Origin of the sequence: Flavobacterium sp. KACC 22758 (assembly GCF_028736135.1) — a bacterium.
Classification (GTDB): Bacteria; Bacteroidota; Bacteroidia; order Flavobacteriales; family Flavobacteriaceae; genus Flavobacterium; species Flavobacterium johnsoniae.
In genome coordinates this window covers 516,091-527,959 of the sequence record NZ_CP117878.1, presented here as the reverse complement: position 1 = coordinate 527,959, position 11,869 = coordinate 516,091, and the positions used below count along the sequence as shown (strand labels likewise).

Sequence of the window (11,869 nt, the reverse complement as noted above, 5' to 3'; positions counted from 1 at the left end):
TGGGCAAAAAAAAACTTCATCAATTAACTATGAATGATGAAGTTTTGTGAGTATTTTAAATATATACTATTTGTATAACACTTTTTTAACTGCTTTTACTACATCACCTGCATTTGGCAACCAGTCTTTAAGCAGTACTGGAGAATACGGTGCAGGAGTATCTGCAGTTGTAATACGTTGAATTGGCGCATCAAGGAAATCAAAAGCCTGCTCCTGAACGATATAAGAAATTTCAGAAGAAAGGCTGGCAACCGGCCAAGCTTCTTCAAGAATTACTAAACGGTTTGTTTTTTTAACCGATTTTAAGATCGCATCTTTATCCATTGGACGAACTGTTCTTAAATCGATAATTTCACATGAAATTCCTTCTTTAGCTAATTCATCAGCAGCGATAAAAGCTTCTTTGATGATTTTTCCAAAAGAAACGATAGTTACATCAGTTCCTTCACGTTTAACATCAGCAACACCTAGAGGAATTGTGTATTCTCCGTCTGGCACTTCACCTTTGTCTCCGTACATTTGCTCAGATTCCATGAAAATAACCGGATCATTATCACGAATTGCTGATTTTAAAAGTCCTTTTGCATCGTAAGGAGTTGAAGGAACAACAACTTTAAGACCTGGAGTATTAGCAAACCAGTTTTCTAAAGCTTGTGAGTGAGTAGCTCCTAATTGACCAGCAGAAGCTGTTGGTCCGCGGAAAACAATAGGCACATTAAACTGTCCTCCTGTCATTTGACGCATTTTAGCAGCGTTATTTATAATTTGATCAATACCAACTAAACAGAAGTTGAATGTCATATATTCTACAATTGGGCGGTTTCCATTCATTGCAGAACCTACTGCAATTCCTGAAAATCCAAGCTCAGCGATTGGAGTATCGATTACTCTCTTTTCACCAAACTCAGCAAGCATTCCTTTTGAAGCTTTGTAAGCTCCGTTGTATTCTGCAACCTCTTCTCCCATTAAATATATGGATTCATCGCGGCGCATTTCTTCGCTCATTGCTTCACAAATGGCCTCTCTAAATTGTATTGTTCTCATATTTTTTATTGTATGTTGAATTTTCTGAAGAGCAAAAATAAATATTTTAAATAACTTAAATGCATAAATTGAATTTAAAATCGCATGAAGTTCTTTCTCTCTTTAGGTTTTAACTTTTTAAGCAATATTGTGATATTTACGAAATCGATATAATAGACGTATAATTCACACTTAAAATGCCAAAATCATTTTTTAGACAAACTTTAATCAATTTGTTTAATTCTTATTTTCATCAAATTCATTCATCAAAACGGAAAAATTCAAAAATTAGTATTTTTTGGACAAAAAATATATTCACCTTCACTTTACAAATATTGCAAAATTCCTAACAATCAGGATAAATGAGTATTTTTTTATTTTTAAATTCCGATTAAAATCATCTAAAACCATACAATCTGCGAAATCGTAATAGTTTTAAAAAATATTATGCATGCATAGTATAATTATTCCAAATTAAATTCTAAATTTGTAAAAGCATATTATAAATTCAAAATATATACTTATGAAAATACTAGTTTGCATCAGCCATGTGCCTGATACTACTTCAAAAATCAACTTCACCAACGGTGACTCAGAATTTGACACCAACGGCGTACAATATGTAATTAATCCTAACGACGAATTCGGCCTTACACGTGCTATCTGGTTCCAAGAACAACAAGGTGCAAATGTAACAGTTGTAAACGTTGGAGGTCCTGATACTGAACCAACATTGCGTAAAGCATTGGCAATTGGAGCAAACGAAGCAATTCGTATAAATGCAAACCCTACAGATGGTTTTTTTGTTGCAAAACAATTAGCAGAAGTTATTAAAAATGGCGGTTATGATTTAGTTATTGCAGGAAAAGAATCTTTAGACTACAACGGCGGAATGGTTCCTGGAATGATTGCTGGTATTTTAGGTTCAAACTTCTTAAACTCTTGCACAAACATAACTGTTGAAGGAAATAACGTAAAAGCTGTTCGTGAGATTGACGGCGGAAAAGAAACTGTAAGCACGACTCTGCCTTTAATTATTGGCGCTCAAAAAGGTCTTGTTGAAGAAAAAGATTTACGTATCCCAAACATGAGAGGGATCATGACAGCAAGAACTAAAGCTTTAACTATTCTTGAGCCAGTTGATGCTCCTGTAAATACAAAAGCAGTGAAATTTGAAAAACCAGCTCCAAAATCAGCAGTGAAATTAGTTTCTGCAGATAATCTAGATGAGTTAATCAATTTATTACACAACGAAGCAAAAGTAATCTAGTAATCAGTATTTACTCGCAGTTTTCAGTTTACGAACTTGAAACCTGAAACTTTAAACTTTTAAACAAAAACATCATGTCAATATTAATATATGCAGAATCTGCAGAAGGAAAATTTAAAAAAGTAGCTTTCGAATTGGCTTCTTATGCAAAAAAAGTAGCCGAAAGTTTAGGAACAACTGTTACAGCTTTGACAGTAAACATCAGCGATGTAAGCGAATTAGGTAAATACGGAGTTGATAAGGTACTAAAAGTAAACAACGATAAATTAGCTGGTTTTACTGCTAAGGCTTACGCCGATGTAATTAAACAAGCTGCTGAAAAAGAAGGAACAAAAGTAGTTTTACTTTCTTCTACAACAGACAGTATTTATCTTTCATCATTAGTTGCAGTAGCTTTAAATGCTGGTTTTGCATCAAATGTTGTGGGATTACCAGTTAGCACTTCTCCATTTCAGGTAAAAAGAAATGCTTTCTCAAACAAAGCTTTCAACATTACACAAATCGATACAGATGTAAAAGTTCTTGGTCTTGCTAAAAACTCTTACGGAATTTTCGAAAGTGCCGGAGCAGCTGCTGCAGAAGATTTTAACCCGACACTTGGAGACAACGACTTTGGAATTAAAGTAGATTCTGTTGAAAAAGTTTCTGGAAAAGTTTCTATTGCCGATGCTGATATCGTAGTATCAGGAGGACGCGGATTGAAAGGTCCGGAAAACTGGGGATTAGTTGAAGATCTTGCTGCTGTTTTAGGTGCTGCAACTGCATGTTCTAAACCAGTTTCAGATTTAGGATGGAGACCTCACAGCGAACACGTTGGACAAACAGGAAAACCAGTTGCAACAAACTTATACATTGCAATAGGTATTTCTGGAGCTATTCAGCACATTGCCGGTATCAACTCATCTAAAGTAAAAGTAGTGATCAATAACGATCCTGAAGCTCCTTTCTTTAAAGTTGCTGATTATGGAGTTGTTGGTGATGCTTTTGAAATTGTACCGCAATTAACAGAGAAATTAAAAGCTTTTAAAGCTCAGCATTCTTAATTAGAGAATTCTCATAAAAATATTTGCTGCCTAAAAACAAGATATTGTATCTTTGTTTATAGGCAGCTTTTTTGTTCCATATTTTTTGACTAAAATTGCAGCTTTATTTCCCTATCAAAAAAAGCAACAAAATGAGGCCCTAAGTGCCTTTTTTACAAACATATATGAGTCTAGTAAAATTATCTATAAAAGGAATTTCATACAGTCAAACTCAAAATGGCGCTTATGCCTTAATTTTGAATGAAGTCGATGGTGAAAGAAAATTACCTATTGTTATTGGCGCTTTCGAAGCCCAATCCATAGCTATTGCCTTAGAAAAAGAAATAAAACCACCACGTCCGTTAACACACGATTTGTTTAAAAACTTCGCAGAAAGATTTGATATTGTGGTAAAACAAGTAATCATTCATAAACTTGTTGACGGCGTTTTTTATTCAAGCTTAATCTGCGAAAGAGATAAAATTGAAGAAATTATTGATGCGAGAACATCAGATGCTATTGCATTAGCTCTGCGTTTTAACGCTCCAATTTTTACTTACAAAAATATCTTAGACAAAGCCGGAATTTATTTAAAATCAAACACTGCAGATTCTGATCAGGGATCTCAGGAAATTGATGATGTACTTTCTAACCCGGAAACTTTTGGACACGAGGAAGAAACGAACCAATCTGGTGATGTTTACGCAAAACATAGTTTACAAGAACTAAATGAGCTTTTAGATCAGGCCGTTTCTCAGGAAGATTATGAAAAAGCAGCAAAAATTAGAGACGAAATCTCTAGAAGATAAATTTTATGTTTAATCGTGGATTTGTTTAATCGTTTAATTGATTAAACAGTTACACGAATAAACGATTAAACGATTAAACGACGATGAAGCAATATTTAGATTTAGTAAAACACGTTTTAGAAAACGGCAATCAAAAAGGAGACCGTACCGGAACTGGAACTAAAAGTGTTTTTGGTTACCAGATGCGCTTTGATTTAAGTGAAGGTTTCCCAATGGTTACAACAAAAAAGCTTCATTTAAAATCGATTATTTATGAATTGCTTTGGTTTTTAAAAGGTGATACCAATATTAAATACCTTAAAGAAAACGGAGTAAAAATCTGGGATGAATGGGCAGATTCTAATGGCGATTTAGGTCCTGTTTACGGACACCAATGGCGTAATTGGAACAGTGAAGAAATAGATCAGATTTCTGAGCTGATTACCGAATTAAAAACAAATCCAAACAGCAGAAGAATGATCGTTTCTGCATGGAATCCTTCGGTTCTGCCAGATACTAAAAAATCTTTTGAAGAAAATGTAGCCAATAACAAAGCTGCTTTGCCTCCATGTCACGCTTTTTTCCAGTTTTATGTAGCAAGTCCAGACTTAGAAAAAGGAGAAACTAAAGGAAAATTATCCTGCCAGTTATACCAAAGAAGTGCTGATATATTTTTAGGAGTTCCTTTTAATATTGCTTCTTACGCATTATTAACCATGATGATTGCCCAAGTTTGTGATTTAGAACCTGGTGAATTTATCCACACTTTTGGTGACGCACACATTTACAATAATCATTTTGAGCAGTTAGAACTTCAATTATCGCGTGAGCCAAAACCATTACCAAAAATGATTTTGAATCCAGAGATCAAAAACATTTTTGATTTTGATTATGACGATTTCACTTTAGTAGATTATGACCCGCATCCTGCTATAAAAGGAAGTGTTGCTGTATAATTATAAAAAAATCCGCTTAAATATTTAAGCGGATTTTTTTATACAACTAAAACTCCATTTTCACTTCCGGCATAGTCATTCCATTTGTAAAAATCGGCTTCTGGGTCGTTAACATACGTTCCGTCGATTACATACTTAAATTCGTAAATCGCGTCTTTAACCAAATCATAAGTAGCTTTAAAAGTTCCGTTCTTCAACTTGCTTAAAGCACCTTCTGACGCGTTCCAGTTATTAAAATCTCCAACGACTGCTGCCGAATCAGCATCTTTGGCATCTATTGAAAATGTAACTTTAACAACCGGCTTCGTTTTGATAAATTGTTTCTTCAAAGACATAACTATTTCGTTTTTAGATTTATAGATCCTAAATTAAGTAAATTCCGTCAAATAGTAATGAAGTCACAATCGATTTACGATAATACCAAAAACACTATATTTTTTTAGCTGTATCCATAATTTAAGGCACTTAAAATTTTGTATTTCAAATTGTTGTTTGATTTTCAGGCAAATATTCTATATCCAAAATATTGTCTTTCAAAAATAAATTTTAACTTTATAATCTCATTTTTATCTTATGGAAAAAGAAGTGCACGAACAATACGAGTATGCTAGAAGACGATTAAGACAAAAAAAGGTCTTATATTTTCATTTTGTTCTTTTCCTTTTAGGAAGTTTATTTTTATTCGTTGCTAATAGATTTTTTGGTTTTGGCGAAGGAACAAATCAAAACTGGTGTATCTGGATCATTACTGCCTGGCTCTTTATCTTTATTTTACACTTTATAAAAGTCTATATAACAGACCGTTTTATGAATAAAAAATGGGAAAGAGAACAAATTGACAGACTTGTAGCTTTACAGCAAAAAAGAATTAGTCAATTAGAATCAAAAATAAACGAAGACACTGAGAATAAAATTTAGTTACAGCATACCATGATTATAATGATAGCGGCTGTTGCCGAAAACAATACTCTTGGAAAAAACAATGAGTTAGTATGGCATCTGCCAAATGATTTTAAAAGATTTAAGTCACTTACGACTAATCACCATATTATAATGGGAAGAAAAACTTTTGAAAGTTTCCCAAAACCTTTACCAAACAGAACACACATTATTATAACACGTCAAACCGATTATAATCCGGAAGGCTGTATTGTGGTTGACAGTATGGAAAAAGCTATTGCTGCCTGTCCAGAAAATGAAGATTCTTATATTATTGGAGGCGGTGAAATTTACAATTTAGGTCTGCCTTATGCCGATATAATTGAAATCACCAAAGTACATCACACATTTGAGGGCGATACTTTTTTTCCAAAAATCAGCAAAAGCGAATGGCAGTTAGTAGAATCTGAAGAAAATTTTAAAGATGAAAAACATCTTTATGATTATACTTATGAAACTTACATTAGAAAATAAATAAAAAAACATCCTCTTTTGAAGGATGTTTTTTAAAAAACGATTGATTTTAGTATTGACTCGCTCAAGAAAATAGTTTTTGTAAAATCACAAATGTTAAAGAAACATTTGAAATAACTGAATAACATTTAATGTTAATTGAGATAAATCTCAAAAACGCCTTTAATAACAAATACCACTAAGATATTAAAGGCAAAGAAAATTAAAATTTCCAAAAACAAATTTAATCCTAAGAACGTACTTCGCACTTTTAAAAATAGTATTCCCCCAAGAACAACACTTTTAAAAACTACTTACCTGAACAAATGATTACCAGTGCAAAAAAAGCAACCATCTGATTAAGTCAAATGAAAATGATCAATCATTTAAAACTTTAATCATTTTTACTTCAGCAAAGTTGTGCATAATATCGGCACAAGACAATACCCACTTTTGGTGATTTTTTAAAAATACCCACTTTTGGTGATGCCAAAAAAAAGACTTCAAAAGTTGATTTAAGCCTCTGCTTCAAAACATTTAATTGACATTTTAAAAAACTCAATTACAGTTAAACTAGATTGTTTATATTTGCGTAAATTATAATAATGTCTGAAAAAATAACTCCATATAAAGACTCTTCTTTAGGTAAAAAAGAGCAGGTCGCTCAAATGTTTGATAACATTTCTGGGAACTACGATAATTTGAATCGTGTAATTTCATTTGGTATCGATACTAAATGGAGAAAAAAAGTATTGAAATTAGTTTCTGATACTAAACCAAAAGTAATTCTGGATATTGCTACAGGAACCGGGGACTTAGCTATTTTAATGGCGCAGACGAAAGCAGAAAAAATTATAGGTCTTGACATTTCTGCCGGAATGCTTGAAGTGGGGAAAAAGAAAGTTGAGGAAAAAAAACTTTCTAATGTAATTGATCTGGTTTTAGGAGATTCTGAAAACATTCCCTTTGAAGATAATTACTTTGATGCCATTACTGTAGGTTTTGGCGTGCGTAATTTTGAAAATTTAGAAAAAGGTTTTGCTGAAATTTTACGAGTTTTAAAACCAAACGGAATTTTTGTAATCCTGGAAACTTCGGTTCCGGATAAAACACCATATAAACAAGGATATAAATTTTACAGCAAAAATATACTGCCGCTTATTGGAAAATTGTTTTCGAAAGACAATTCAGCTTACGGATATCTATCTGAATCTGCCGCTGCTTTTCCGTATGGTGAAGCCTTAAACAATATTTTAAGAAAAACTGGGTTTATAGATGTTGTAGCAATGCCGCAAACTTTTGGTGTAGCAACCATTTATTCAGCATCTAAAAAATAGTATGAGAAAAATTGTAATCGTCATTTTATTGGTCTTAACGACAAAAGGATATTCTCAATTTGCTAAAAGCATGTTTAGTAAAGATCCTATTATTAATCTGGAAAACTGGCAGAAACAACGCCTTTATTTTGGCTATTATTTAGGTTTTAACAGTTTCGACTTTAAATTCGATTACAAAACTCCTGTTCAGCAGGATATTCAGGTAAAAAAAACAACTGGATTTAATGTTGGTGTTGTAGCCGATTTAAGACTGCAGGAATATATAAACCTGCGTTTTGAACCAGGTTTGTACTACACAAAACGTGATTTGTATTATCCTAATTTTGCTCAAGAAAAAGATTATTTACGCGAAGTAAACAGTACTTACATACATTTTCCGTTACTGCTTAAATTTTCTGCTCTTAGAACTGGAAACATTCGCCCGTATCTGGTTGGAGGATTGTCTACTACTTTGAATTTATCAAGTAATTCAAAATCTACAGACGATAACTTCGAGAATAAATTTAGAGTAAAACAATGGACCTCTGCTTACGAACTAGGTTTTGGAGTTGACTTCTTTACCGAATATTTCATTTTCTCTCCTTCTATAAGAGGAATGTTTGGTATAACCGATGAATTAATTCGTGACAAACCTATAAATGGCCCAAGTCCGTGGACAGACAACATTGATTCAATGAAATCAAGAGCAATTTTAATAAATTTCACATTTCATTAAAACAAAATATTAACTATTTCGTTTAAATTCACTAAGAATAATTGCTGTTGCAGTAGCTACATTTAAACTTTCGGTTTTTTGCAGCTCTCCAAATCTTGGAATTGTAAGCCGGGTGGTTACTATTTTTTCAATTTCTGCCGAGATACCATTGGCTTCATTACCCATAATAATGATTCCATTTTGAGGTAAATTAGATTGATAAATAATATCTCCATCCATAAATGTTCCAAAAACAGGAAGTTTTGTCTGACTTAAAAAAGCTTTAAGATCAACATAATTTACGTTTACTCTGGCAATAGATCCCATTGTGGCCTGAACCACTTTTGGATTATAAATATCGACTGTTTCTTTAGAACAAACAATTTGTTTAATCCCAAACCAGTCGCAGAGACGCATTATTGTGCCCAGATTTCCCGGATCACGAATGTCGTCTAAAGCCAGAATTAAACCAGAATTTATAATTTGATTTTCAACAGGCATTTTAAAAACTGCCAGACAAGAATTTGGAGTTGTTAAAGCACTTATTTTTTTTAGTTCTTGTTCATTAATAAGAGTTCGTTTTGAAGATTGAACTTCTTCAAAATCATTTAACGTAGTGTATAAATGTTCTAATTCAAAATTGGATTGCAGCAATTCCTGAATTACTTTTACTCCTTCGGCAAAAAATAATTGATTTGCAAAACGCTGCTTTTTTTGATGTAAACTTGATATAAGTTTTATTTGGTTTTTACTAACCATAAAATAATGTACTTTTGAATTAAATATTAAAAAACACTTGAAAAATAATTCCACAAAAATAACAGCATTTATTCTAATAGCAATACTTATTTGCGCCTGTAATGCTGTAAAAAGAGTTCCTGATGGAAAAAATCTTCTTGTAAAAAACAATATTATTGTAAACGGAAAGTCTACAAATGATGAAAATGCAACAAATCAAATGTACCAAAAACCAAATGGTACACTGCTGGGTTACAAACTTAGATTAAACTTATACAATTTAGCCAATTTAAATCCGGACTCAACTTATCAGGCTAAGTTTAAAAATAATCCCGGATTGTACGAACGTGAGGCTAAATTTTTATCTGCAAAACAAGTAGACAGACTTGGGCAGTCGTTTTTATACAAAGGAATTCATGAATTCTTAAAAAATACTGGAGAACCGCCGGTAATTATTGATACAGCAAAAACCAGAAAATCATTACTTCGATTAAAATTCTATTATTTCAATAATGGATATTTTAATGTATCTACTGATTACACGATAGACAGCATTGCTAAAAAGAAAGCCCAAGTAAACTACAACATTACAACCGGCCCGGCTTATACGCTTGATACAATTAAAACCAAAATATTAACACCTGCTCTGGATTCATTATACAAAACGAGCACAGAACCTTCGTTTTTAAAATCAGGTGATCAATATAAAACTTCTAATTTTGAAGAAGAAAAAAACAGAATTACAACCTATTACAGAAATCACGGAGCTTACTTTTTTCAGCCTACTTATGTAACGTTTGATATTGATACAATTGGCAAAAAAAACAAAGCCGATGTAACTTTAATCATCAATAACAATAACATTCAGGAAAGAGATTCGAGCAGAACTGAACCTTTTAAATTATACAAAATCAGCGATGTAAATATCTATACTGATTATTCTCCTGCTAATTCAAAAAGCAAAATCAATGACAGTACAACTTATAATAACTTTAATTTGTACAGTTATAAAAAGCTCAAATACAAACCCCGCGCCATTACAGATGCTATTTTCATAACGAAAGGAAGTACGTTTTCTGATACCAGAACCACGCTTTCTTCCAGATATTTGAATAATCTTAAAATATTTAATTATCCATCGATACAATACGAGGTAGATAAACGAGATTCTACAGCGCAGTCTTTAATTGCAAAGGTATATTTAACGCCAAGAAAAAAATACAGTTTTGGTGCTACATTAGATGTTACGCACTCTAATATTCAGGATTTTGGTATTGGAGCGAGTATTTCAGAAACAATTCGAAATGTCTTTAACAGGGCAGAAACATTAGAAATTTCGGCACGTGCCAATATTGGTTCATCAAAAGATATGGCGAATCCAAATGATAATTTTTTCAATGTTTCGGAATATGGATTGGATTTAAAACTGAATTTCCCAAGAATCCTGATGCCTTTTGGAACAGAAAAAATTATTCCGAAGAGAATGATTCCTTCTACTTCCATCGCTGCCGGTTTTTCCAAGCAGCAGAATATTGGTTTAGATAAGGAAAATTTTACCGGAGGTATCTCTTATAATTGGACTCCAAAAAGACGTAATACCGTAAAATTTGATTTATTAAACGCACAATATGTTCGAAATCTAAATCCGAATAACTATTTCAATGTTTATAAATCTTCTTACAATGAGTTAAACGGTATTGCGCAAAACTATAATACCACAACAACAAATCTTGATGATAACGGAAACTTGATAATTCCGGAAGGAACTACAAATTTCACGAATCAAGTACTAACCAATCAAACAGCTTTAACACCTGATAATCCACAATATAAAGATGTAGAAAGTATTGAAGAAAGAAGAATTCGTTTGACTGAAAATGACTTCATTTTATCTACAAGCTATACTTTTACTAAAACCACTAAAACCGATTTAGCAGATAATACTTTTTATCAGTTTAAAACCAAAATTGAATCTGCAGGAACATTATTGTCTGCAGTATCAAGCATTGGAAATTTAACCAAAAATGCAAACGGCAATTATGAGATTTTCAACCTAGAATATGCTGAATATATTAAAGGGGAGTTCGATTATATTAAACACTGGGATTTTGGAAAAGAGAAAGTATTAGCAGTAAGAAGCTTTTTTGGAATCGCAATTCCGTTTGGAAACTCAAATTACATTCCGTTTTCACGAAGTTATTATTCTGGAGGTTCTAACGATAACAGAGCATGGCAGCCGTACTCACTTGGTCCCGGAAGCACAAATGCTTTAAACGATTTTAACGAGGCAAATATGAAGATTGCCCTTAGTGCAGAATATCGCTTTAAAATCTTCGGAGATGTTAAAGGAGCACTCTTTGCAGACGCCGGAAATATCTGGAATGTGCTCGATAATGTGATTGATGACAAGGCAAGATTTAACAGCTTAAACGATTTAGATGAAATTGCTTTGGGCTCAGGATTTGGTTTACGATACGATTTAAGCTTTTTTGTTATTCGTTTAGATTTAGGCTTTAAGACCTATAATCCGGCGCATGACAAGGGAGACAGATGGTTTAAAGAATACAATTTTGGTCACTCGGTTTTAAATTTTGGAATAAATTATCCGTTCTAATGCTAATTAATTCTTATTTTTGCAACCTAAAAACT

General features: G+C 32.7%; 12 protein-coding genes. 9 read left to right on the top strand and 3 right to left on the bottom strand.

Annotated features, from left to right (window positions below; all coding sequences use genetic code 11):
• Positions 1-66: 66 nt before the first annotated feature.
• A complete protein-coding gene (locus tag PQ462_RS02375) occupies positions 67-1,044 on the bottom strand; it encodes a pyruvate dehydrogenase complex E1 component subunit beta (protein ID WP_008466560.1) in 978 nt (325 codons plus the stop codon).
• A 502-nt stretch (positions 1,045-1,546) separates the two neighbouring features.
• On the opposite strand from PQ462_RS02375, the gene PQ462_RS02370 reads away from it, so the two are divergent.
• The 4 genes from PQ462_RS02370 (at position 1,547) to PQ462_RS02355 (ending at position 5,059) form a co-directional block, all read left to right on the top strand.
• Entirely contained in the window at positions 1,547-2,293 is a 747-nt protein-coding gene (locus PQ462_RS02370; RefSeq protein WP_274252231.1) for an electron transfer flavoprotein subunit beta/FixA family protein, read from the top strand.
• 74 nt (positions 2,294-2,367) lie between these two features.
• On the top strand, positions 2,368-3,336 hold the full coding sequence (locus PQ462_RS02365) for an electron transfer flavoprotein subunit alpha/FixB family protein (protein WP_012023552.1): 969 nt from the start codon (positions 2,368-2,370) through the stop codon (positions 3,334-3,336).
• Between the two features lie 164 nt (positions 3,337-3,500).
• Positions 3,501-4,124, top strand: coding sequence for a bifunctional nuclease family protein (locus PQ462_RS02360; RefSeq protein ID WP_012023551.1), 624 nt, complete (start codon positions 3,501-3,503; stop codon positions 4,122-4,124).
• Positions 4,125-4,207: 83 nt separating this feature from the next.
• Entirely contained in the window at positions 4,208-5,059 is an 852-nt protein-coding gene (locus tag PQ462_RS02355; RefSeq protein WP_073408013.1) for a thymidylate synthase, read from the top strand.
• A 38-nt stretch (positions 5,060-5,097) separates the two neighbouring features.
• Here PQ462_RS02355 and PQ462_RS02350 read toward each other — a convergent pair whose 3' ends face one another.
• Positions 5,098-5,394, bottom strand: coding sequence for an isoamylase early set domain-containing protein (locus tag PQ462_RS02350; protein WP_012023549.1), 297 nt, complete (start codon positions 5,392-5,394; stop codon positions 5,098-5,100).
• Positions 5,395-5,632: 238 nt separating this feature from the next.
• On the opposite strand from PQ462_RS02350, the gene PQ462_RS02345 reads away from it, so the two are divergent.
• The 4 genes from PQ462_RS02345 (at position 5,633) to porT (ending at position 8,503) form a co-directional block, all read left to right on the top strand.
• Positions 5,633-5,977: a 2TM domain-containing protein gene (locus tag PQ462_RS02345; RefSeq protein ID WP_012023548.1), complete on the top strand. Its 345-nt coding sequence runs from the start codon at positions 5,633-5,635 to the stop codon at positions 5,975-5,977.
• A 12-nt stretch (positions 5,978-5,989) separates the two neighbouring features.
• Positions 5,990-6,472: a dihydrofolate reductase gene (locus PQ462_RS02340; RefSeq protein WP_121362467.1), complete on the top strand. Its 483-nt coding sequence runs from the start codon at positions 5,990-5,992 to the stop codon at positions 6,470-6,472.
• 584 nt (positions 6,473-7,056) lie between these two features.
• Positions 7,057-7,788, top strand: a complete 732-nt coding sequence (gene ubiE, locus PQ462_RS02335; protein WP_274252230.1) for a bifunctional demethylmenaquinone methyltransferase/2-methoxy-6-polyprenyl-1,4-benzoquinol methylase UbiE — start codon at positions 7,057-7,059, stop codon at positions 7,786-7,788.
• A 1-nt stretch (position 7,789) separates the two neighbouring features.
• Complete coding sequence (gene porT / locus PQ462_RS02330; RefSeq protein ID WP_012023545.1) at positions 7,790-8,503, top strand: type IX secretion/gliding motility protein PorT/SprT; 714 nt, start codon at positions 7,790-7,792, stop codon at positions 8,501-8,503.
• Between the two features lie 9 nt (positions 8,504-8,512).
• Here the strand turns inward: porT and PQ462_RS02325 are convergent, their stop codons facing one another.
• Positions 8,513-9,241 carry a TrmH family RNA methyltransferase gene (locus PQ462_RS02325; protein ID WP_274252229.1) on the bottom strand — a complete coding sequence of 243 codons (729 nt, stop codon included), beginning with the start codon at positions 9,239-9,241 and terminating at the stop codon, positions 8,513-8,515.
• Between the two features lie 37 nt (positions 9,242-9,278).
• Here PQ462_RS02325 and tamL point away from each other — a divergent pair, with 37 nt between their 5' ends.
• Positions 9,279-11,834 carry a translocation and assembly module lipoprotein TamL gene (gene tamL, locus PQ462_RS02320; protein ID WP_274252228.1) on the top strand — a complete coding sequence of 852 codons (2,556 nt, stop codon included), beginning with the start codon at positions 9,279-9,281 and terminating at the stop codon, positions 11,832-11,834.
• Positions 11,835-11,869 lie beyond the last annotated feature (35 nt).

Coding starts and splice junctions, on each gene's coding strand:
- PQ462_RS02375 (WP_008466560.1), bottom strand. CDS start 1,044: ATGAGAACAATACAATTTAGAGAGGCCATTTGTGAAGCAATGAGCGAA.
- PQ462_RS02370 (WP_274252231.1), top strand. CDS start 1,547: ATGAAAATACTAGTTTGCATCAGCCATGTGCCTGATACTACTTCAAAA.
- PQ462_RS02365 (WP_012023552.1), top strand. CDS start 2,368: ATGTCAATATTAATATATGCAGAATCTGCAGAAGGAAAATTTAAAAAA.
- PQ462_RS02360 (WP_012023551.1), top strand. CDS start 3,501: ATGAGTCTAGTAAAATTATCTATAAAAGGAATTTCATACAGTCAAACT.
- PQ462_RS02355 (WP_073408013.1), top strand. CDS start 4,208: ATGAAGCAATATTTAGATTTAGTAAAACACGTTTTAGAAAACGGCAAT.
- PQ462_RS02350 (WP_012023549.1), bottom strand. CDS start 5,394: ATGTCTTTGAAGAAACAATTTATCAAAACGAAGCCGGTTGTTAAAGTT.
- PQ462_RS02345 (WP_012023548.1), top strand. CDS start 5,633: ATGGAAAAAGAAGTGCACGAACAATACGAGTATGCTAGAAGACGATTA.
- PQ462_RS02340 (WP_121362467.1), top strand. CDS start 5,990: ATGATTATAATGATAGCGGCTGTTGCCGAAAACAATACTCTTGGAAAA.
- ubiE (WP_274252230.1), top strand. CDS start 7,057: ATGTCTGAAAAAATAACTCCATATAAAGACTCTTCTTTAGGTAAAAAA.
- porT (WP_012023545.1), top strand. CDS start 7,790: ATGAGAAAAATTGTAATCGTCATTTTATTGGTCTTAACGACAAAAGGA.
- PQ462_RS02325 (WP_274252229.1), bottom strand. CDS start 9,241: ATGGTTAGTAAAAACCAAATAAAACTTATATCAAGTTTACATCAAAAA.